We start from the raw sequence: 21,301 nt of genomic DNA, 5'->3' as shown, positions 1-21,301 counted from the left end.
TAAACGGGCGCTCTTAGGTTTCAGCGCCCGCATACCGGTTTCATTGAGACAATGTCTGGGCCAAACGCATCAATGTGATGGCTTCGGCACGATACCCGAACGGGTCCTCACCCTTTGCCTCATTTGCAAGCGCAATCGCTTCCGCATAGGACCACGAGCCCAAATATTCTCCGCCGCGCAACAACTGGCCAAAGCCTGCAATGGCGTATGAGAATTCCACATCTTCAGTTACGGCCCCCTGCCCCGGCAGGATTGGATACTGGATCAATTGGCTTTCTGCAACACCAGGGGATTTGTAACGCAGTTTGAAAAACCCTATTTCGTCCGATCCCTCGGACACCGCTTGTTCCGCATAGCGCAAGGGACCATTTCGGATGGCGTCCGACCCCACAGGTGTCACTTCGTAAATCGCAGTCACCGTATGACCAGCCCCGATATCGCCCGCGTCCACCTTATCGTTCGCGAAATCTTCGCGCTTCAAAGCACGGGTTTCATACCCGATCAGACGGTATTCGACGATCTGCGTCGGGTTGAATTCAACCTGTATTTTGACGTCATTGGCAATCGAAAACAGCACGCCGGTCAGCTGATCGACCAAAACCTTGCGTGCCTCGCTTAATGTATCGATATAGGCCGCCTGCCCGTTCCCATTCTGCGCCAGCGCCTGCATGGTCGCATCGTCCAGATTTCCCCGACCAAAGCCCAGAACGCTTAGAAACGTGCCGCTGTCGCGTTTTTGGGCTATGAAATCTTTCAAAGCGTCCGGGTCCGACAGGCCAACATTGAAATCACCATCCGTGGCCAGGATAACGCGGGTGACCTCGCCATCCTCAACCATGCTTTCCGCCACCTGATAGGCCTGCTGCAACCCGGCCTGCCCGGCGGTCGAACCCCCGGCCTCCAACTGGTCCAGCGCGGTCAGGATTTTGGACCGTTCCGACGCCGCCGTCGGCTCCAACACTTGCCCGGCGCTGCCCGCGTAAGTGACGATTGACACCTGATCTTCGGGCCGCAATTCCGATAGCATCAGGCGGAAAGATTGTTTCAGCAGCGGCAGTTTGTCGGTATTTTGCATCGAACCCGACGTGTCGATCAGAAACACCAGGTTCAGCGGTGGGCGATCTTCGATCTGCGGAAGCGCACCCTGAATGCCTATATGGACCAGCTGCGTGCCTTCGTTCCAGGGTGTTGGAGTCACCGAAATCGAAGGCCGGAACGGCACATCACTATCGGGCGCGGGATAGCTGTAGGGGAAGTAATTCACCATCTCTTCAACCCGCACCGCATCTTTCGGCGGCAACTGACCACGCATCAGCGACGACCGGACAATCGAATACGAGGCCGTGTCGACATCAATCGAGAAAGTCGAAACGGGATCTTCGGCTGTCACCTTTAGAGGGTTGGTGGCAGTGTTGGAGAAGGCCTCGGTGTTTTGATTATCACCGATGGCACCTAGTACTCTACCTCCAAGAAATGGCTCAGCGGTATTAGGTGCAATCTCAAACAAAACTGAACCATCGCTTTCGGCAGTAAACCCTTCCTGCCGTTTCGCTGTCCGTGAGACCACCACAGGGACATCTACAACCGGCTTTTCCAGCGGAGCTGCAGCTGTTTCCTCTAAAGAATCCGCTTCGAGCTCAGTAACCGAATGGGGAGCCTGCGACGTCGTGGATCGACTCTCGATTCTCGAATTCGGCTCCAGAACATAATCCCGCGTCTGCGGTAGAATCGCCACCAAGGCCGCAGCAGCAATTGCGGTTGTCGCGGTCAATGCGCCGCGATGCGTCAAGACATTCAACATGGACTTCGCTCCTTCTGTCAGGCGGGCTATTGGGCCTCGCTTGACAGTCGGACGCGCGCCAGATTGCAATCCTTGGGCGTGGGCGAAACTTTTCTGCGCCTGATTCAAATTTTCCGCCCGGCGTTTCGCATCCGGCGCTGGGGTGGCGGCGTTCATCAAAGTTTTGAAATCTTCAAAATCGTCTGTCATTGAGCCAGCTCCTCTTGCCGCAGGGCGCGCAGGCGTTTGCGGATATCCGACATGCGCCAAGACACTGTGCCCTCAGACACGCCCAGCACCTGTGCCGCCTGGGCATGAGTCATTTCATCCTCAAGCGTCAGGGCCAAGGTGTCCTGCAATTCTTGCGGTAACGCGCGCATGGCCCGTTGTAGCCAGTCGACGGCTTCGGCGGTCTCCGCCGCTTCGGCCCGGCGCATTTGCTCGACATCGCCCCACCCGACCGCAGCTCGGCTGTGACTGGCTTGCCGACGGCGCGCGTCTTCGGCGGCGTTGACGACAACACGATACAGCCAAGTGGTGAATTTGGCCTGCGCCCGAAACCCAACAATCTTGGTTGGTAAGGCAGCGCAGATATCCTGTGTCAAATCTTCGGCCTGATCACCGCGCCCACTCAACCGAAAAGCCAAACGAAATATTCGGTCGTAATGGCGCGCAAGAAGGGCAGCGAACGCATCCGCGTCCCCCTTCGCGGCAGCTTTGGCCAGATCCTCATCCGAAGTTGTCATACGCATCACGATGAGTAAGACGGACCAGAAAGGTCAATCCTTGGCGGCGGGTCGAGAAAAATTAAAAATGACTTGCCGATGCCATTTTCCAATCCGCAGCAAAGGCTTCGGGGGGCGTATCGGTCAGCAAGGCGCCTTCATCAATAAAAGTGTACATTTCGGCATAGGATCGCTCGTGTTCATCCGCGTTACGACAGCGGATATCGCTTGGATGCAGGTCAGAGACTTTTTCTTTACCCATAGCTCCCAAAAGCTCTCGAAAGCTTTCCAGCGTGGCGTCATGAAAGCGCTGCACCCGAACGCGTTTTTGCGGCACGTTCACTGCCCGTCCCCGGACCGGGTCTTGTGTGGCGACACCCGAAGGGCAGCGGTTCGTATTGCAATGCAACGCCTGTATGCAGCCGACCGCAAACATCATCGCCCGCGCCGCGTTGCACATATCAGCCCCAAGCGCAAATTTCTCGACCATGTCATAGCCCGTGGCCACCTTGCCCGAGCAGATGATCCGCATCTTGTCGCGCAAACCAGCGCCACGCAGGCAGTTGTTAACAAAGATCAACGCCTCGTTCAGGGGCACGCCGAGGCGGTTGGTGAATTCAACCGGAGCCGCCCCGGTGCCCCCCTCGGCACCGTCAATGGTAATAAAGTCGGGCAAAATTCCAGTTTCTAACATCGCCTTGCAGATCGCCATAAACTCGGAAGGACGTCCAATGCACAGCTTGAAACCGACGGGTTTTCCGCCTGACAATTCACGCAGGTGCTGAACGAAATGCATCAAACCCGTCGGGCCTTCAAAGGCCGAATGGATGGGAGGAGATATGACGTCCTGATGCTCGGGTACGTGGCGGATTTCGGCGATTTCCTTATCCACCTTGGCCGCAGGCAGAACCCCGCCATGGGATGGTTTCGCGCCCTGCGACAGTTTGATTTCAATCGCCTTGACCACATCTTTTTGGGCTTTTTCAGCGAATTTATCCTTATCGAACGTACCTTCGAGCGTACGGCATCCAAAATAGCCCGTACCGATCTGCCAGATGATATCACCGCCCTCGGCCAGATGGTGCGGAGACAACCCACCCTCACCCGTGTTATGCGCAAACCCGCCATCTTTGGCACCGCCATTTAACGCCCGGATCGCATTGGCGCTGAGTGCGCCGAAACTCATGGCGGATACGTTCAGACGCGAGGCATCATAGGGTTTGGTACACTGGGGTCCGCCCAGCATGACCCGTTCCTCACTTTCGGCCACCTCTTTGGGTGCAAGTGAATGGTTGGCCCGGTGATACCCTACGGTCATGATGTCGAATTGTGTGCCAAAGGCCTGTGTATCCATCTGCCCCTTGGCGCGGGAATAGACCAGGCTGCGGATGATACGGTTATAGGGGCGCCCGCTTTCGTTGGTCTCAACAAAGTATTGGCGGATTTCCGGGCTGACGAATTCCAGCATGTACCGGAAATGCCCCAGAACCGGATAATTGTTCAAAACGTTATGCTTTGTGGTCAGCATGTCATACAGGCCAACCACTGCGTAGGGGATCAGCAGGACCAGTAACCAATGCGCCGGTGGCCAGTACAGCCCCCACAACACAGTCAGCGGCAAACACACGTAGCTGAGGAAGTAATAGAGTTGACGTACAATCATTTTGCGCTCTCCCAAGGTGTTGCCAAACCGGCTAATGGCAAGCGTGGATCAATTCGGCTTTTGATTGCAAGCGTTTGAACCAAACATCACGCGATCAGGTTAGATTACGAAACAGGCAGAATACAGAGCCACTGTTGATCCCCCTTGCCCCAATAGGTATGCCAAAACAAAGGTGAAATTGGGCAGGAATCCAGGCCGTGACACAGACCCGACCCGCCGTCCGGACCACGGCCATCATGTTCGCTGCCGTTTTCGTAGGGGGCGCTGCGGGGTCGTTGCTGCGCGAGGCGCTCTCGGCCCAGATCCCCGGCGCTCCGATTCTGACGGCCACGTTTGGGATCAATATTGTGGCCTGTTTCATACTCGGTTGGCTTTATGCAGTGCGGCATCGCGTGCATGCGCATGTATTGCATCTGGGTGCGGTCGGGTTTTGCGGTGGTCTGTCTACGTTTTCCTCATTTGTGGCTGAGCTGGAGCGTATGGCGGCAACGCATCTTTGGGGCGCTATTTCAGCTGCTGGTCTGGAAATCGCGGTTGGCCTTGCTGCTGCTATTTTGGGCGAGACTATCGGACGGCGGTTCCAAGGGCAGAGGTCAGCAAAATGACCGAGCTGTATCTGCACGCCATGTTCGGCCTGGGCGGCGGTCTGGGCGCAGTGCTGCGCCATTGGGTCTCTCTACGGGTTCGCCACGACCTGCCGTTTGCAACACTGATTGTAAATGTTCTGGGCAGCCTGCTTCTTGGTCTGTGGATCGGTTTCCTGGGTGGGCCAGTCGACTTGGGCGAAGAAGAAAAACGGCTGGTCTTCGGGTTCTGCGGCGGGTTCACCACTTTCTCAAGCTTTGCCTATCAATCGCTGGAGTTGCGGCGGCAACGCACGATTGCGCTGGCGGCGGGGAATATTCTACTTAGCCTGATCTTGTGTTGGCTTGCCTTGTTGCTGGGATTGTTCCTGACACACTAATGCGCGGGAACAGCAGACTGTGTGCCTGGCTTAGGAGCGCGGCAGAAAAACAGCAAAGGAATCGTCGCCAGGGCCAGCAAACCCAGGTTATTGAAAACGGTCAGATATGAAATCAGTTCAGCCTGCTGGCTGATCGCTTGCCCCAGTATGGCAGCGCCTTGCGCACTGTCGGGCGTCAGGCCAAGCGGTTGTAGATAAGCCTGCGCAGCCGGGTTGTAGGGGGTCACATTCTGGCCAAGCACAGCGGTATTCGTCTGCAACCCGCGCACCACCCATGTCCCAACAAGTGAAATTCCAACCGACGACCCCAACTGACGGGTCACGTTGAACAATCCAGACGCTTCGTCCTGCCGGGTTTTCGAAATACTCTCGAACGCCAGAATCGACATGGGCACAAAGACCAACCCCATACCCAGACCGCTGACGGCACCTGGCCAGGCCAGCTCCCAAAACCCCGCATTCATATTTAGCGCGCCCATCATGAAGTTGCTTACCGCCGTCAACGCCATGCCCAGCCCGGCCAGAATACGCGGATCAAAACGATGCACCAGTACAGCGCCAGTCACCACCATGGACAGACCCGCCGTAATACCCCGCGGAATGAACAAATGGCCTGAGGCGATGACCGGATAGTCCAGCAGGTTCTGCACAAAAGTTGGCAGGATCGCGATGCCTCCGAACAGCGAGATCGCAAACCCTGCGATGACCAGATTGCACAGGGCAAAATTCCGGTCCGCGAAAAGGCGTAGATCAACGACGGGGCGCTTCGAGCTCAGTGCATGAACAACAAACCCCAACGCGCCCAGGACCGACGCGATCAGCGCCACCTGTATCACACGAGAGGTCAACCAATCCTTGGTTTCCCCCTGATCCAGTATGTATTGCAAGCAACCAATGCCGATGGCCAGCAAGGCCAGACCGATCCAGTCGATCTTGACCTCTTCGGTTTCATCATCCGGCAGCTCTCCGGCCAGCAACAGCAGGGCCATGGCCGCCACCGGCAGGTTTACGAAAAACACCATCCGCCACGAGAAATACTCGGTCAGGATGGCCCCGACTGTCGGCCCCAAGACGGGGGCAACCACGACACCCAGACCAAAAACAGCCATCGCCTGCCCGCGTTTTTCGCGGGGATAGGCATCAAACAGGATGGATTGCGACAACGGGATTAGGAACGCACCGAACATGCCCTGCGCCAGCCGGAAGAAGACGATGGTCTCAAGGCTCCACGAGAGGCCGCACATGACGGACATAGCGGTAAAGCCCGTGATGGAGGTCAGGATCAGCTGCCGCCGTCCGACCCGGCGGGCAACAAACCCAGTCAGCGGCATGACCACGACAGCCGAGACGATATAGCTGGTCAATATCCACGTTGCTTGATCGGTCGTGGCCCCGAAAGCGGCCTGAATATGCGGTAGTGCCACATTGACAATGGTGCTGTCCAACACCTCAAGTATAGCGCTGAGAACAACGGCGATCACAATCACCGGATTGACGCGGCTGGCCGCCGATCCCGTCATTTTTCTGCCTGATCGATGGTCGTGTCCACAGTCACTTTGCTGCTGCCACCCACGCGCAGGGGCACATCGGTCGGATCAAGTTCTACGCGCACCGCAAAGCGGCGGGTGACCTTGACCCAATTGCCGCTGGCATTCTCGGACGGCAAAAGCGAGAAAGTATCCCCCGAGCCGCGCCCAATCGAGGCGACCTTGCCCGTCAGCGTCACACCCGGCAGCATGTCGATCTGAACCGTAACCGGTTGGCCCGGACGAATGCGCGGCAGAGCGGTTTCCTTGAAATTCGCATCCACCCACCAGTCCGAAGACTCGACAATCGAAAACTGCGGCGCATTGGCGGCCACCGCTGAACCTGGCCGCAAGGTCAGGTTAGCAATCCAACCATCCGCCGCTGCATAGACCTTGGTCCAATCCAAATCCGCTTTTGCAATCTCAAGCTGCGCGCGTGCAGAAAGGACGTTGTCCTGCTTTGCGGCCACACTGCTTTGCAAAGCCAACAGCGCAGCCTGGCTGGCGGTCAACCGGGCCGAGGCCTGCGCGAATTCCGTCGTCGCCTGATCCAGCGTGACCTGCGCCACGTCCCCGTCCGAGTATAACGCCTTGTTGCGTTCAAAATTACTTTTGGCCGTGTCAAAGGCCGACTGAGCGGAATTTACAGCCGCTTCAGCTGCCGAAATCTGGGTGGAAATGGTATGAACCTGTTGTATGGCGCTGTCCAGATCGGCCCGTGCTTGATCGACGGATGCCTTGAATTGCGTTTCGTCAATGGCGAACAGCAGATCCCCTGCCTTGATGGGTTGATTTTCCGTGATCGGAACCTCTGCCACTTGCCCGGTAACTTGTGCTGCCACGCTGATGATATTCGCACCAACATACGCGTCATTCGTTGAAGGGTAACGCTCTTCATGACGCCAAAACAGGAACAGTCCTGCACCGATAGCAATAAGCATGGCTGCAACGGCAAGGGCTTTCATGGGTCAGGCCTCAAACAATTGGCTACATCGGATAGGTGTGCATTCGCACCGCCAAATTGCCCATAATCCAGACAGTCCCAAGGATGATGATCAATAGCACCAGCGTGGAGAAAAGGATCAAATCCAGGTCTTCCCGGCTGCTGCGGCGGCGATCAATATGCAAGAAATAAACCAGTTGCACGATCAGTTGCGCCAACCCCAATAACGCGATTGAAAGGTAAACCCCTTTGGTCTCGATACCGTATTTATAGGCTATCGCGAACACCGCCCCTGTCAGCAAAAGCGAGCCACCATAGCCAATTATGTAGCGCCGACGCTCGCGCCGGTGCATCTCGCTGCGCTTATCCATAGGTCAGCCCTCCGAAATAAACGATGGTGATAATCCCGATCCAGATCAGGTCGAGGAAGTGCCAAAACAATGCCAACCGCACCACGCGCGACATCAGCAGATCAGTCAAGCCAAACAGGCGCAGCTGAATGCCCAACACGATCAACCACAAGCACCCAGCAGCCACGTGCAACCCATGCAGAGGCACCAGACCGTAGAAGGCCGATAGAAACCCGCTGCGTTGAGGGACACCGCCTTTTTCGGTCATCGCCACGAAATCGCGGATTTCCAGCACCAGAAAGCTGAGACCCAATACCAGCGTCACGCAGAACCAGAACACGATCCGCCATCTGGGCAGGTTGTATTTCAGCGCCAGCATTGCCAGCCCCACGGTAAGGCTGCTGGTCAAAAGGATTATCGTCTGGGCAAAGATGCTTCTCAGATCGAACAGCTCGTGCGGACCGGGCCCGCCAGCCTGTGCATCGATCATGGTGATGTAAATGGCGAACATCAGGCCGAAATAGACCAGATCGCTCATCAGAAAGACCCAGAATCCAAAAGTGACAACCTCGGCGGCCTGGTCCGCGCTTGCATGCCGCCGGCCGAGGTTCAGCCCCGGATAGCTGTGCGTCGGTGCGCGTTTCATGTCACTGCCTCCAGGTCAGGGCGGGCAAGGCCGCGATTTTCCGGAGCGATTTCATGATCGCGATCCACCGGTGCAGAGCTGCGCACCAAATCAAGCCAGGCTTCGTGTTGTTTGCGAACCTCCTCGGCGGGGATGACCTCTTCGGTGTCCAGCCTGAAGGTCCACAGGATGAAGGACAGCAACATCAACGCTGTTACCAGTGCGGCCAGCCACCAGATCCACCAGACCAATGCGAACATCCAGACTCCGCTGAGTACACACAGGATGAACCCGATCCCAGTGTTGCGCGGCATCGAGATATCTTCGTACTCATCAGGTGTCGGATAGGCCTCACCCCGTTCCTTTGCGGCGGCAAAGTTATCCCGATCCGTCACCTGCGGGATGACGGCAAAATTGTAGGGCGGCGGCGGCGACGGGATCGACCATTCCAGCGTGCGCGCATCCCACGGATCGCCGACTGGCACGCGGGTGTTTTCCCGGTCGCGGATACTGACCCACAATTGCATAACCACCGCCAACAGCGCCGACAAGATCACCAGCGCGCCGATGACGGCGATGATCATATAGGGGTGGAAACTGGGGTCTTCCCAACTGAACGACCGGCGCGGCATCCCCATGAGGCCAACGAAATAAAGCGGCAGGAAAGTCAGCATGAACCCAACCGTCCACAATACCACTGTGATGCGCCCCCAACGCTCGTTCAGCCGGAACCCAAAAGCTTTGGGGAACCAGTAATTGTATCCGGCCAGCAGGCCGAACAGCACGCCCGGCAACAGAACATTGTGGAAATGCGCCACAAGGAACAGAGTGTTATGCACCTGATAATCGACCGTCGGATTGGCAAGGATCACACCCGACAAGCCACCAATCACAAACAACATCAGAAAGGACAGGCCGTACAGCATCGGCACCGAAAACCTGATACGGCCACGATACAGAGTCGCCATCCAGTCATAGACCTTCACCCCGGTTGGAATGGCGATCAGCATGGTGGCGATGCCGAACACAGCATTGATTAGAGCGCTTTGGCCCATAGTAAAGAAATGGTGCAGCCAGACGGTAAAGGACAGCACCGCGATGCACATTGTGGCAATCACTAGCGAGTTGTACCCGTAAAGCCGTTTGGCCGAGAATGTGGCGAAAACCTCGGAATAGATACCATAAGCGGGCAGAACCAGCAGATAGACCTCGGGGTGGCCGAACAGCCAGAACAGGTTGGCATAGTTCATCATGTTGCCGCCAAGGTCGTTGGTGAAAAAATGGAAATCCAGATACCGATCCGCCGCCAGCATCAGTGCGGCCACGCCGAGCGGCGGCATGGCAAAGATGATCAGGATCGAGCTGCTGATGATTGTCCAGCAATACATTGGCAGCCGCATGAACTTCATCCCCGGCGCCCGCAGCTTATAGATCGTGACTGCAAAGTTGATCCCCGTCAGCGTGGTACCGATGCCTGAGACAACAATGGCCCATATCCAGTAATCCGGCCCCACGCCGGGGTTAAAGGCGGCCCCGGTATAAGGCGGATAAGCCGTCCACCCCCCGGTTGAGAAATTGCCAACCACCAGCGACACCATCAACATCATGCCCGCCGAGACGGTCAGGCCCAGACTGATCTGGTTCATTACCGGAAAGGCCACATCCCGCGCACCGATCATCAGCGGGATCAGGTAATTCGCGAGCCCGAAGACAAAGGGCACGGCGACAAAGAACACCATGATCGTGCCATGGGTGCTGAACAACTCGGCAAAGTGTTCGGCCTCAAGGAAACCATCGCCCGGCCCGGCTGCTTGTTGGGCGCGCATGACAACGCCTTCAAGCACGCCGCGCGCCAGCATGACGATGGCAAAGACGATGTACATAATGCCGATTTTCTTGTGATCTGCGCTGGTTAGCCAGTCGCGCCACAAAGGCCCCCACAGGCGGAACCATGTCAGTGATCCGACCACGACAATGACGCCTACGATCACCACGGCCGCCGCCGCGTTGGCCACGATTTCATTTGCGTTAGGGTTTTGGATCAGACCCGTGATCGGGAAGGCATCCCAGTTCAGACGGCCAAAGAATCCTGTTTCGGTCATTGCACGCCCTCTTGCCCGTATTCAGCGGTTCCCGGTTGTTGATCGCGTGGCAACGGTTGCCCACCGTGATAGCGGTGCAAAATGGACTGGAACAGATCACCGTCCTCCAGCGTAAAATAAAGCGCATTGAGTGGCATCAGTGAGGTCCCCAACACTGCCTGTACCTCATCCCGATCCGTGCGCATGGCCAGCGTTCTGTACGTGTCTTCGGTCAGAGGGATCCCATGGGTGCGAACACTTTCAACCCAGGCATTAAAGTCTTCGGGCTGCATCGCCTGAGTCAGAAACTTCTGCTTGGTAAAACCCCGCCCATTATACTGCGTGTTTTCGCCCTGCATCGTCTCAGGCGTATCGGCGACCAGATGCAGCTGAGTCGTCATCCCCGGCATCGCGTAGATCTGCCCCGCCAGAGCGGGGATCATAAAGGATTGCATCACCGTATCCGTCGTCAGCGTCATCGCCACTTGCTGTTTGACAGGAATGCCGAACTCTCCAACGGTGGCGATACCAAGATCGGGGTAAATGAACAGCCATTTCCAATCGAGGCCAACAACCTGCACGTTCAGCGCGGGTGTTTCACCGAACGGAGCGGCGTAAGGGTCCAGCCGGTGGGTGGCTTTCCACAGGTAAAACGAAAGCAGCGCCACGATCACGACCGGCACGCCCCACATGGCAAATTCCAGCTTGCCCGAGAAATCCCATTTGGGCCGGTACTCTGCCGCGCTGCCCTTGCGCCGCCGGTACCGCAAGGCGATCAGCGGCACCAATACCAAAACCGGCAACACGGCGATCATGATCAGAACAGTCGCCCGCAGCAGGTGGGTTTTCTGAACCGCCGCAATAGGGCCTTGCGGGTCCATGAAGCTGTTGCTTGCCCACGCCATCTGTGCCGAGGTCACAACAACCGCGATCATCAGTGCCATTGCTGAAGGTTTGAGTAAGGCCACGCCTGATCGTCCTCTTAAGCCTTCGTTTCGGCCAACTATCGACAGAGTCACAGATTTTCTCAAGGTTTTTTCCAAAACCGTCGATTGTTTCACACCCTGCCTGAACAACCACAGCATTAGGATCGTGCAAATCGCCTTCGATGATGCGGTTGACTTGGCATCGCAGCCGGGTGAGACATTTTGGTGATGCGTTGGATTATTCTCGCCCTCGGCCTTTGGTGCCTTACGACAAGTGCAAACGCACAGGATCGCGCGACGGTGGAACGCCAGTTTCAAGCATGGCTGCAAGATACAGTCTGGCCGCGTGCCAAGGCCCAAGGTGTTTCGCGCGCAACCATGCAGCGGGCCTTTGATGGGGTAACGCTCAACTGGAAGTTGCCCGATCTGGTGCCGCCGGGCAGTTCTGCTCAGACACCCAAACAGCAAAAACAGGCTGAATTTGGATCACCTGGCCGATACTTCAATGCCGGTTCCGTTAAGGGTGCAACTGCCAAAGGGCGGCAGATGGCCCGGCGTCACGCCAAGACCCTGGCGCGGGTCGAGGCGGAAACCGGGGTTCCCGGACGGATCATCCTGGCCATTTGGGGCCGGGAAAGCGGGTATGGCCAAGTACCCATCCGCCACGATGCCTTTCAGGTGTTGGGGACAAAAGGGTTCATGAGCACCCGGGCCGCGTATTTCACCGACGAGTTGATCGCCGCGCTGCAAATTGCCGAGGCCGGCCACGCCCCAACGGGCACGTTGAAAAGCAGCTGGGCGGGCGCGTTGGGTCAACCGCAATTCATGCCTTCGAACTTCCTGACCTTTGCCGCGGATGGAAATGGCGACGGGCGATCCGACATCTGGGGCTCGGCCGAAGATACAATCGCCTCCATCGGGCATTTCCTGTCGCAACATGGCTGGGTCACCGGACGCGACTGGGGGTTCGAGGTCACGGTTCCAACCCAGATAACCTGTGCGCTGGAAGGACCGGATCAGGGTCGACCTATTCAGGACTGGGCTGCCATGGGGATCACCCGCGTATCTGGCAAGCCATTTCCACCACACGAACTGCCGGGTGAGGGGTTTCTGATGATGCCAGCTGGACGCAAGGGACCCGCCTTTATCGTCACGCCGAATTTCTACGTTCTCAAGGATTACAACAAAAGCGATCTCTACGCTCTGTTCGTGGGCCATGTCGGAGACCGCATTCAGTATGGCGTTGGGGACTTCAAAGCCCGCTGGGGCAAGGTTGATACCTTGTACCGGTCAGATATCGCAGCCATGCAACGGGCGTTGGAAAACCAGGGCCATGATGTCGGTGGTGCGGATGGATTGCCAGGGTTCAAGACTCGCCGCTCGATTGGGCGCTGGCAACAAGTGACTGGACGCAGCCCGACCTGCTTCCCAGAAACCAGCATGAAATCCGCTCTGGCGCAGTAGCGATTCGCTGCAAATTTGATGTGATTCGAGCTTCCTTGGCGTCAAGTTTGCGGGGCGACCTTCACAAAAATGTCAAGAAACGATGAAGTTTCATTATTAAATTTCCCAACCTACGTCCATTTCGTTCACGATCCACCTGTAGTTGCTTAAATTGTGGGCACCATCTTTATCCCGATTTGAAATAATGCCACCTTCACCGGCAGTGAAAGGCGACTTTCGCAAACACGTTCCCGACTGCAAACCGAAAGACTGCGACGCGGTGTTCCTTGCGCTCTGAAAAAGCAAAATTCGAACCCGTCCCGGTCTTGTTCAGGGTCGGACAAACAAGGTGGCCTGTACCCATCCTGAAAGGATGCGCGTGCCGGACCCCTAAAAACGGGAGTAGAAAAACATGAACAAGTATATGCGTACATCTCTGGCGGGGCTGTTGACCTCGACCATGATCACCGGTGCCGCCCTTGCTGCGGGCACCCATCCCACAACCGGCGAGGCGCTGGCGGATGACCAGACCTTTATCTACCGCCTTGGCGATGAGCACAGCTCGGTCGATCCGCAGGTTGTTGAGGATACCTATGGCGCTGAGATTACCCGCGACCTGTTTGAAGGTCTGATGAACCAGGACGAAGACGGCAATCTGGTTCCGGGCGTCGCCACCGGCTATACCACCAACGACACCAAAGACGTTTATACCTTTACCCTGCGCGACAACGCCAAGTGGTCGAATGGCGACCCGGTGACAGCAGGTGATTTTGTTTATGCCTGGAAACGCGCTGTCGATCCCGCCCTGTCCTCGCCCTACGCCTGGTTCATGGAGCTGATGTCGATCGAGAATGCTGCAGAAATTATTGCCGGGAACAAGCCTATTGACGAGTTGGGCGTCAAAGCCCTCGACGATCACACTCTGGAAGTCACTCTGAGCGCGCCCCTGCCCTATTTCCCGCAGATGACCACGCACTCCACAACCTTCCCGGCCCCGCAGAAAGTGATCGAGGAACATGGTGACGCCTGGACCCGGCCCGAAAACATCGTCTCGAACGGTGCCTATATCTGGACCGAACACCTGCCGCAGGAACGCTCGGTCCGTGAACGTAACGAGATGTATTGGGATAATGAAAACACGATCTTGGACAAAGTCGTGACGCTGGTCATCAACGACGAAAACGTCGCTTTGACCCGCTATCTGGCTGGCGAACTGGACCGCACCGAAGTTCCCGCAGGGCAGTTTCCCCGCATGAGCCAGGAACACCCGGATCAGGCCATCAGCTTCCCGCGCCTGTGTAACTACTATTACACATTCAACCTGACGGAAGACGGTCCCGAAGCGTTCAAGGACCCTAATGTCCGCCAGGCACTGTCACTGGCCGTTGATCGCGAGATCATCACCGAAAAAGTCATGGCTGGCGGCCAGCCGCAGGCTTACACTTTCGCTCCCGAAGCGACCGCTGGATTCACGGTCCCCGAGGTCGAGATGGCCTCGATGACTCAGCCCGAGCGGGATGAACTGGCTAAAGAACTGCTGGCCGGTGCCGGTTACGGCCCCGACAATCCGCTGAGCTTTGAGATGGTCTACAACACCAACGAAGATCACAAGAAAGTCGCCGTGGCGCTGAGCCAGATGTGGAAACAGAAACTGGGCGTGAATGTCGAGCTGGCCAACATGGAATGGAAAGTCTTCCTGGAAGAGCGCGGCAACCAGAACTTCGATCTGGCCCGCGGCGCATGGTGTGGCGACTATAACGAGGCCTCCACTTTCCTGGACCTGCTGCAATCGCAATCGGGCTACAACGACGGCAAGTACAACAACGCCCGCGTTGACGAGCTACTGGCCGAAGCCAAAACCTCGGACGATCCTGCACCTCTGTACACAGAGGTTGAGCGTATCATCGCGCAGGAAACGCCTGTGATCCCGATTTACCACTATGCCGGCGTCTACATGATGGACACCGACGTCGGGAACTGGCCGATCAACAATGTCGAGCAAAACTGGTACTCGAAGAACCTCTACAAACGCGCCGAGTAATCGTCTTTGAACCTCGCCCTGTCCCGGATGCAACCGGGGCAGGGCCAATAAACATGGGGGCATGAAATGCTTGCCTATAGTCTACGGCGACTGCTGGTCGCCATACCGACGATCCTGTTGCTGATCGTCGCCTGTTTCTTTCTTATGCACTTCGCGCCCGGTGGGCCCTTTACCTCGGAACGGCCTCTGCCACCGGCGGTTCTGGCCAATATCGAGGCCCGCTATGGGCTGGATCAACCGCTGTGGAAACAGTTGTGGGATTACCTCTATAACATCGTCGTGCATTTCGATTTCGGCCCGTCCTTCAAGTTCAAGGACCGCGATGTGAACGACATCATCGCACAGGGTTTTCCAATCTCGCTGACCTATGGGTCGCTGTCGTTCCTGGTTGCTACCACCGTTGGTGTGGGCCTGGGGATCGCCGCCGCAATCAAGCACAACAGCTGGATCGACTACTTCGCCGTGGGTCTGGGCATTGCTGCGCAGGCGCTACCGAACTTCATCATGGGCCCGATCCTAATCCTGACTTTCACCCTGTGGCTGGGGCTGCTGCCCGGCGGTGGTTGGAATGGTGGTCAGTGGCAATATCTGATCATGCCGGTCATTGCGTTGGCGACCTCGTACATGGGGTCGATTGCGCGGATCACGCGGTCGTCCATGCTTGAGGTTCTGAACTCGAACTTCATACGCACCGCGCGCGCCAAGGGCCTGCCGACCAGAACCGTGATCTGGCGCCATGCGTTGAAGCCGACCCTTCTGCCTGTTGTGTCCTATCTTGGGCCGGTCTTTGTCTACGTGCTGACCGGTTCTGTCTTTGTCGACATCTATTTCTCGACCGGTGGATTAGGTCAGGCCTATGTCGGCTCGGCCCTGTCGCGGGACTATGCCGTGCTGTTGGGCGTCACGATCCTTTATGGCGCGCTGACCGTTGTCGTGAACTTGCTGACCGACCTGGCCTATGCCTGGTTCGATCCGAAAATCCGGTACTGAGGGGCTGGCAATGCTTGGAAAATCACAAAAAGCCGCTCAGCTGGCCGGAGACGTAACCGACTACACGGTTATTCAGGGACGTTCGCTGTGGCAAGACGCACGGATGCGTTTTGTTCGAAACAAAGCCGCAATGGCCAGCGTCTTCATTCTGACCATGATCGTCCTGTTCACAATCTTTGGCCCATATTTCGCCGTCTGGAGCAACGAGGAGATTGACTGGAACGTTATGGGGGACGTGGCTGGCATGGGCATGCCCTCAATCGAAACCGGGCACTATTTCGGCGTCGACGATCTGGGACGCGACCTTTACAGCCGCGTCATTCAGGCCACTACAACATCGCTGCTGGTCGGGCTTATCGGGGCGGCAACCGCACTGATTGTCGGAACCTGCTACGGTATCGCCGCCGGATATATCGGCGGGCGCACCGACGGTGTCATGATGCGGTTTGTCGACATCCTGCTGGCGATCCCGGCCACATTGATCGTCATCTTGCTGCTGGTCGTGGCGGGGCGGTCGTTCTTCATGTTGTTCATCGCACTTGGCGCGGTGGGCTGGCTAACCATGGCGCGGATCGTTCGAGGGCAAACCCTGACCCTGAAAAACCGCGAGTTCATCGAGGCCGCCCGTGCAGCTGGTGTCAGCGAGTTCACCATCATGTATCGCCATATCCTGCCAAACCTTTTGGGTGTGGTAATCGTCTATGCGTCATTGTTGGTGCCGGAAATGATCCTGATGGAAAGCTTCATCTCGTTCCTTGGATTGGGCATTTCGGAACCCTACACGTCCTTGGGTCGTTTGATTGCCGAAGGCGCAGGAACGATGGCTTACGGGACGCTGTGGCAGTTGATGTACCCGCTGACAATCTATGTCGCCATCATCATCTCGATGTTCTTCATCGGCGATGGTTTGCGTGACGCTCTGGACCCGAAGGATCGCTGATATGAGCCTGTTCTCTGTTAAGGACCTGAGCGTCCAGTTCAATACGCCCGATGGCGTGGTCGAGGCCGTCAAAGGCATCAGTTTCGACATCAATCCGGGCGAATGCCTTGGCATCGTGGGTGAAAGCGGGTCAGGCAAAAGCCAGACCTTCATGGCCGCGATGGGATTGTTACCGCCTGCCGGGCGGGCCATGGGGTCTGCTACTCTTAACGGCAAGGAAATCCTGAACCTGCCTATCAACAAGCTGAACAAGATCCGTGGCGATGATGTCGGCATGATCTTTCAGGACCCACTGACCGCGCTGACACCGCATCTGCGGATCGGTCAGCAAATGCGAGAGGTTCTGCAGGTACATGAAGGGCTGCAAGGGTCCGCAGCTCGGGCTCGCTGTCTGGAATGGCTGGATCGCGTCCGCATCCCCGAGGCAAAACGGCGGCTGGATCAATACCCGCACGAATTGTCGGGCGGTATGCGTCAGCGCGTGATGATTGCAATGTCGATGCTGTGCAATCCCAAGCTGCTGATCGCGGATGAACCGACCACGGCGCTGGACGTCACCGTGCAGGCCGACATTCTCGACCTGATGGTGCGCCTTCAAAAGGACGAAGGCACGGCGATTGCCCTGATCACCCATGACATGGGCGTTGTTGCGCGGATGTGCGATCGCATTCAGGTCATGCGTCTGGGTCAGTTTGTCGAGGCCGGAGACACGCGCGAAATCTTCCGCGCACCGCAGCACGAATACACCCGCACTCTGCTAGAGGCGATGCCGCGGATCGATGCTGGCGATGCGCCGAAGGCTTTGGACAAGGTCGAAGACCCGCTGTTGAAAGTTGATGACGTCAAGGTCCATTTCCCGATCCACGTGCCGGGTGGCATATTTGGACGCAAGGTGCCATTGAAGGCGGTCGATGGCGTCAGTTTTGACATCCGCAAAGGTGAAACACTGGGTGTTGTAGGCGAATCTGGCTGTGGAAAATCCACTCTAGCAAGGGCGGTTCTTCAACTGATCGAGCCTAGCGGTGGCAATGTCAGCTGGCTGGGCCATCCCATTGTCGGGTTAAAACGGGCCGAGCTGAACAAATACCGCAAAGACTTGCAGATCGTGTTTCAGGACCCGCTGGCCAGCCTCGACCCGCGGATGACGATCTCGGCGTCTATCGCGGAACCGCTCAAGACCTACCGCCCCGATCTGACGGATCGGGAACGCAAGGAAATGGTCGCCGACATGATGGAGCGGGTTGGTCTGAAGGCCAACATGATCAACCGTTATCCGCATGAGCTATCCGGCGGGCAAAACCAGCGGGTCGGCATTGCACGGGCGATGATCAATAAACCCAAGTTGATCATCTGTGATGAGGCGGTTTCGGCACTGGATGTGTCCATTCAAGCGCAAATCGTGGAATTGTTGCGTGAACTGCAACAGGAGTTTGGCCTGTCGATGATCTTCATCAGCCACGACCTGTCTGTGGTACGTGCGGTCTCAAACCGGATCATGGTTCTGTATCTTGGCCGAATAGTCGAGCTGGGGGATGGAGAGGTGATCTGTTCTGATCCAATCCACCCTTACACAAAATCCCTGATCTCGGCGGTGCCGATCCCGGACCCGGATGTGGAACGCAGCCGACAGCGGTTGAAGCTGCCTGGTGAACTGCCCTCACCCATGGACCCCAAAGCCGCATTGCGGTTTCTTCCCAGCCGGTTGGCCGCAGGACAGACCGATTATGTGCCGCAGCTGAGCGAGGTGACGCCGGATCATTTCGTGGCCGAACACGACCCGCTGGAAATCATCATGAACGGGGCCTGACCCTGCTGCCCCGAAGCCGTTCACCCGGCTTCGGGGTTTGCATTGGACCCAGTGACTACGGCAACTGTCGGCAAGGCGGATCTATGGCACGCAGATATCCGTTTCTGCTGCAGATAAGGGCAGAAATCCGCAATGTCGCGCAGGGTAAATCCCGATCGTTTTGACTTCTACCGCACCGGGTGGCACCATCCTTTGCAAATGATACGTTGGTTGTTACAGAGCGTTGATTGTTCGGACCACAGCGCCTAAGAGACCCGCGTAGTACGCTAACAGTCAGACATTGTTTTAGTAACTTGAGAGGTCAAATGACACGTAAGGTCACAAAGGCGATCTTCCCCGTCGCAGGGCTTGGTACGCGGTTCCTGCCCGCGACAAAGTCGGTCCCGAAAGAGATCATGACGTTGGTCGACCGCCCGTTGGTACAATACGCCATCGACGAAGCGCGTGCCGCCGGCATCACTGAATTCATTTTCGTGACCTCTCGCGGCAAGTCTGCACTAGAAGACTATTTCGACCACAACTTGGTGCTTGAGCAGGAGCTGAAAGCCAAAGGCAAGGAAGACCTGCTGGAAACGCTGAACGCCACCAATATGGAAAGTGGCGCGATTGCCTATATCCGTCAGCACAAAGCGTTGGGTCTGGGTCACGCGGTTTGGTGCGCCCGTCGCCTGATCGGCGACGAGCCTTTCGCGGTAATGTTGCCCGACGACGTGATTGCCGCCGACAAGCCTTGCCTGCAACAAATGATCGAAGCCTATGAAGAAACTGGTGGCAACATGGTGGCAGCCATGGAGGTTCCCGAAGACAAGACCAGCGCTTACGGTGTGTTGGACGTAGGTGAAAATATCGGAACGGTCGTACGCGCCCGCGGCATGGTCGAAAAACCCAAGCCCGAGGATGCGCCCTCGAATCTGGCCGTTATCGGCCGCTACGTGTTGGGGCCGTCGGTATTGTACAATCTGAACCAATTGAAAAGAGGCAGCGGTGGTGAGATTCAACTGACCGACGCGATCGCCGAAGATATTGGCAATGGTGTGCCGGTCTTTGGGTACAAATTCAACGGACAGCGGTTCGACTGCGGCTCAAAATCAGGGTTCCTGCAGGCCACGGTAGCCTTTGCGCTGGCCCGCCAGGACTTGCGCGAGGATCTGAGCCAGTATCTGCGTGACGTTGTGGCGACGGATCAGGCTGCTCAGTAACAACTTCTGACGACACATCGACCGGGGTTTTCCTCGGCACGGCATTTCCACAAGCCGGGGCGCTCAGCACCCCGGCTTTTTTGATGCTTCTGAAAAGTTAGCAATTGGTTTTTCGGGCGTCCGGCACGGTCAGACGGGGTTCATCCACCAAAAGGCAATGTGGCGCGCAATGCAATTGTCGGACCGACAGCCACAGGAGGACGCCCGTGCCACAAAATTCACCCCGATTGAACCTTCCATTTCTGCAACCCTCACAGGCCCAGAAACACGTCACCCATAACGAGGCGCTGCGACAGCTGGATGTTGTTACCCAGCTGAGCCTGGCCTCGACGAACGCGTCGACTCCACCTGCCGTTCCAGACCAGGGCGAAGTTCACGCATTGGGCAACGCACCAACAGGGGATTGGACGGGTCAGGCCGGAATGTTGGCTACTTGGCTGGACAACGCCTGGTATTTCGCCGCGCCCGGCACAGGCTGGCGCGCATGGGATGAAAGCACCGGTCAAATGAAAGTCTGGGACGGTGGGGCCTGGATCGATCCTCCGGTCGCGACGCAGAATTTGGACGGAGTGGGTCTCGCCACAAGCTACGACAGCACGAACCGCCTGTCGGTAAGATCTCCGGCTACATTGCTCAGCCATGAGGGCGGCGGGCATCAGTTGAAGATCAACAAGGCCAGCGCGGGCGACACCGCGTCAGTGCTGTTTCAATCCAACTGGACCGGCCATGCCGAAATGGGTTTGTCGGGCAATACCAGCTTTGCAATCAAGGTTTCACCCAACGGCAGCACCTGGACCGACGCACTAAGCTTTGACCCCACGACCGGCATTGTAGATGGCGCAGCAATTCAAGCCAGCCCTGATGACACGACACCCGGGCGCCTGATGCGGGCTGACTACGGTTATGGTCCTGGCAACCTGTTAGGGTCCGTTTCCGAAAATGGCGGTGTACCAGACGGAGCTGTGATCGAGCGGGGCTCAACCCCCAATGGCGACTACGTGCGTTTTGCGGATGGAACGCAGATTTGCACCGTCACCCTGCCCGCAACGGGCTGTATAAATGCTGATGGCGCGCTTTTCGCAGGCGACGTGGCGGTTTGGAATTTCCCGATGACTTTTGCAACCGGTTCAACCATTTCGGTCAGTGGCAGCGGAGGGGCCAGCAATCGGTTCATCGGCTTTGAAGCCCCGACCGAAACGCAGGTAGGTTTCAAGATTTTGGCCGCCAATAGCGATGCGACGGCGCTGACACCAACGGCCATTGCCATTGGCCGCTGGTTCTGACGGAACGAACTGCCC

18 protein-coding genes are annotated in these 21,301 nt (G+C 57.0%); 9 read left to right on the top strand and 9 right to left on the bottom strand.

Annotated elements, in window-relative coordinates:
* Positions 1 to 40: 40 nt before the first annotated feature.
* The 3 genes from ACR0M2_RS15465 to ACR0M2_RS15455 all read right to left on the bottom strand — a co-directional run bounded on the left by ACR0M2_RS15465 (position 41) and on the right by ACR0M2_RS15455 (position 4,168).
* Complete coding sequence (locus ACR0M2_RS15465) at positions 41 to 1,990, bottom strand: vWA domain-containing protein (RefSeq protein ID WP_480705867.1); 1,950 nt, start codon at positions 1,988 to 1,990, stop codon at positions 41 to 43.
* Complete coding sequence (locus ACR0M2_RS15460) at positions 1,987 to 2,526, bottom strand: RNA polymerase sigma factor (RefSeq protein ID WP_170361811.1); 540 nt, start codon at positions 2,524 to 2,526, stop codon at positions 1,987 to 1,989. Before ACR0M2_RS15460 ends, ACR0M2_RS15465 begins: the two co-directional genes overlap by 4 nt.
* A gap of 61 nt (positions 2,527 to 2,587) precedes the next feature.
* Complete coding sequence (locus tag ACR0M2_RS15455; RefSeq protein ID WP_480705865.1) at positions 2,588 to 4,168, bottom strand: FMN-binding glutamate synthase family protein; 1,581 nt, start codon at positions 4,166 to 4,168, stop codon at positions 2,588 to 2,590.
* A gap of 197 nt (positions 4,169 to 4,365) precedes the next feature.
* On the opposite strand from ACR0M2_RS15455, the gene ACR0M2_RS15450 reads away from it, so the two are divergent.
* Together ACR0M2_RS15450 and ACR0M2_RS15445 are read left to right on the top strand one after the other, a co-directional pair.
* On the top strand, positions 4,366 to 4,773 hold the full coding sequence (locus tag ACR0M2_RS15450; protein WP_226689417.1) for a fluoride efflux transporter FluC: 408 nt from the start codon (positions 4,366 to 4,368) through the stop codon (positions 4,771 to 4,773).
* The gene (locus tag ACR0M2_RS15445) at positions 4,770 to 5,132 is read left to right on the top strand and encodes a fluoride efflux transporter FluC (protein WP_170361810.1); all 363 of its coding nucleotides are present in this window, start codon (positions 4,770 to 4,772) and stop codon (positions 5,130 to 5,132) included. Before ACR0M2_RS15450 ends, ACR0M2_RS15445 begins: the two co-directional genes overlap by 4 nt.
* On the opposite strand, the gene ACR0M2_RS15440 is transcribed toward ACR0M2_RS15445, so the two are convergent.
* From ACR0M2_RS15440 to ACR0M2_RS15415, 6 genes are read right to left on the bottom strand one after another with little or no spacing between them, the layout of a single operon-like run.
* Positions 5,129 to 6,652, bottom strand: coding sequence for a DHA2 family efflux MFS transporter permease subunit (locus ACR0M2_RS15440; protein ID WP_170361809.1), 1,524 nt, complete (start codon positions 6,650 to 6,652; stop codon positions 5,129 to 5,131). The genes ACR0M2_RS15445 and ACR0M2_RS15440 overlap by 4 nt on opposite strands.
* Complete coding sequence (locus ACR0M2_RS15435; RefSeq protein ID WP_480705863.1) at positions 6,649 to 7,623, bottom strand: HlyD family secretion protein; 975 nt, start codon at positions 7,621 to 7,623, stop codon at positions 6,649 to 6,651. The genes ACR0M2_RS15440 and ACR0M2_RS15435 overlap by 4 nt, the downstream gene beginning before the upstream one ends.
* A gap of 22 nt (positions 7,624 to 7,645) precedes the next feature.
* Entirely contained in the window at positions 7,646 to 7,972 is a 327-nt protein-coding gene (locus tag ACR0M2_RS15430) for a cytochrome o ubiquinol oxidase subunit IV (protein WP_170376942.1), read from the bottom strand.
* Positions 7,965 to 8,597: a cytochrome c oxidase subunit 3 gene (locus ACR0M2_RS15425; RefSeq protein WP_170349988.1), complete on the bottom strand. Its 633-nt coding sequence runs from the start codon at positions 8,595 to 8,597 to the stop codon at positions 7,965 to 7,967. The genes ACR0M2_RS15430 and ACR0M2_RS15425 overlap by 8 nt, the downstream gene beginning before the upstream one ends.
* Positions 8,594 to 10,678 carry a cbb3-type cytochrome c oxidase subunit I gene (locus tag ACR0M2_RS15420; protein WP_170349987.1) on the bottom strand — a complete coding sequence of 695 codons (2,085 nt, stop codon included), beginning with the start codon at positions 10,676 to 10,678 and terminating at the stop codon, positions 8,594 to 8,596. The genes ACR0M2_RS15425 and ACR0M2_RS15420 overlap by 4 nt, the downstream gene beginning before the upstream one ends.
* Positions 10,675 to 11,625 carry a cytochrome ubiquinol oxidase subunit II gene (locus ACR0M2_RS15415; RefSeq protein ID WP_480705861.1) on the bottom strand — a complete coding sequence of 317 codons (951 nt, stop codon included), beginning with the start codon at positions 11,623 to 11,625 and terminating at the stop codon, positions 10,675 to 10,677. The genes ACR0M2_RS15420 and ACR0M2_RS15415 overlap by 4 nt, the downstream gene beginning before the upstream one ends.
* Before the next feature lie 186 nt (positions 11,626 to 11,811).
* Here ACR0M2_RS15415 and ACR0M2_RS15410 point away from each other — a divergent pair, with 186 nt between their 5' ends.
* The 7 genes from ACR0M2_RS15410 to ACR0M2_RS15380 all read left to right on the top strand — a co-directional run bounded on the left by ACR0M2_RS15410 (position 11,812) and on the right by ACR0M2_RS15380 (position 21,286).
* Positions 11,812 to 13,047, top strand: coding sequence for a lytic murein transglycosylase (locus tag ACR0M2_RS15410; protein ID WP_480705859.1), 1,236 nt, complete (start codon positions 11,812 to 11,814; stop codon positions 13,045 to 13,047).
* Between the two features lie 391 nt (positions 13,048 to 13,438).
* Positions 13,439 to 15,067 (top strand): peptide ABC transporter substrate-binding protein, encoded by a 1,629-nt coding sequence (locus ACR0M2_RS15405; protein WP_170394809.1) that lies wholly within the window; start codon positions 13,439 to 13,441, stop codon positions 15,065 to 15,067.
* Between the two features lie 66 nt (positions 15,068 to 15,133).
* Complete coding sequence (gene oppB, locus ACR0M2_RS15400) at positions 15,134 to 16,057, top strand: oligopeptide ABC transporter permease OppB (protein ID WP_170349984.1); 924 nt, start codon at positions 15,134 to 15,136, stop codon at positions 16,055 to 16,057.
* Positions 16,058 to 16,067: 10 nt separating this feature from the next.
* Entirely contained in the window at positions 16,068 to 16,997 is a 930-nt protein-coding gene (locus ACR0M2_RS15395; RefSeq protein ID WP_170349983.1) for an ABC transporter permease subunit, read from the top strand.
* Position 16,998: 1 nt separating this feature from the next.
* A complete protein-coding gene (locus ACR0M2_RS15390) occupies positions 16,999 to 18,804 on the top strand; it encodes an ABC transporter ATP-binding protein (protein WP_170349982.1) in 1,806 nt (601 codons plus the stop codon).
* A 305-nt stretch (positions 18,805 to 19,109) separates the two neighbouring features.
* A complete protein-coding gene (gene galU, locus ACR0M2_RS15385; RefSeq protein ID WP_170349981.1) occupies positions 19,110 to 20,003 on the top strand; it encodes a UTP--glucose-1-phosphate uridylyltransferase GalU in 894 nt (297 codons plus the stop codon).
* Between the two features lie 206 nt (positions 20,004 to 20,209).
* The gene (locus ACR0M2_RS15380; RefSeq protein WP_480705858.1) at positions 20,210 to 21,286 is read left to right on the top strand and encodes a DUF2793 domain-containing protein; all 1,077 of its coding nucleotides are present in this window, start codon (positions 20,210 to 20,212) and stop codon (positions 21,284 to 21,286) included.
* The last annotated feature ends 15 nt before the right edge of the window (positions 21,287 to 21,301 follow it).

Source organism: Ruegeria sp. BE10 (assembly GCF_056538905.1).
The sequence above is the reverse complement of the archived record's forward strand: the minus strand, read 5'-3'. Positions and strand labels throughout refer to the sequence as shown.

Bases quoted from the DNA above. Each gene is read 5' to 3' on its own strand.
- ACR0M2_RS15465 (WP_480705867.1), bottom strand. From the start codon at position 1,990: ATGACAGACGATTTTGAAGATTTCAAAACTTTGATGAACGCCGCCACC.
- ACR0M2_RS15460 (WP_170361811.1), bottom strand. From the start codon at position 2,526: ATGACAACTTCGGATGAGGATCTGGCCAAAGCTGCCGCGAAGGGGGAC.
- ACR0M2_RS15455 (WP_480705865.1), bottom strand. From the start codon at position 4,168: ATGATTGTACGTCAACTCTATTACTTCCTCAGCTACGTGTGTTTGCCG.
- ACR0M2_RS15445 (WP_170361810.1), top strand. From the start codon at position 4,770: ATGACCGAGCTGTATCTGCACGCCATGTTCGGCCTGGGCGGCGGTCTG.
- ACR0M2_RS15440 (WP_170361809.1), bottom strand. From the start codon at position 6,652: ATGACGGGATCGGCGGCCAGCCGCGTCAATCCGGTGATTGTGATCGCC.
- ACR0M2_RS15435 (WP_480705863.1), bottom strand. From the start codon at position 7,623: ATGAAAGCCCTTGCCGTTGCAGCCATGCTTATTGCTATCGGTGCAGGA.
- ACR0M2_RS15430 (WP_170376942.1), bottom strand. From the start codon at position 7,972: ATGGATAAGCGCAGCGAGATGCACCGGCGCGAGCGTCGGCGCTACATA.
- ACR0M2_RS15425 (WP_170349988.1), bottom strand. From the start codon at position 8,597: ATGAAACGCGCACCGACGCACAGCTATCCGGGGCTGAACCTCGGCCGG.
- ACR0M2_RS15420 (WP_170349987.1), bottom strand. From the start codon at position 10,678: ATGACCGAAACAGGATTCTTTGGCCGTCTGAACTGGGATGCCTTCCCG.
- ACR0M2_RS15410 (WP_480705859.1), top strand. From the start codon at position 11,812: ATGCGTTGGATTATTCTCGCCCTCGGCCTTTGGTGCCTTACGACAAGT.
- ACR0M2_RS15405 (WP_170394809.1), top strand. From the start codon at position 13,439: ATGAACAAGTATATGCGTACATCTCTGGCGGGGCTGTTGACCTCGACC.
- oppB (WP_170349984.1), top strand. From the start codon at position 15,134: ATGCTTGCCTATAGTCTACGGCGACTGCTGGTCGCCATACCGACGATC.
- ACR0M2_RS15395 (WP_170349983.1), top strand. From the start codon at position 16,068: ATGCTTGGAAAATCACAAAAAGCCGCTCAGCTGGCCGGAGACGTAACC.
- ACR0M2_RS15390 (WP_170349982.1), top strand. From the start codon at position 16,999: ATGAGCCTGTTCTCTGTTAAGGACCTGAGCGTCCAGTTCAATACGCCC.
- galU (WP_170349981.1), top strand. From the start codon at position 19,110: ATGACACGTAAGGTCACAAAGGCGATCTTCCCCGTCGCAGGGCTTGGT.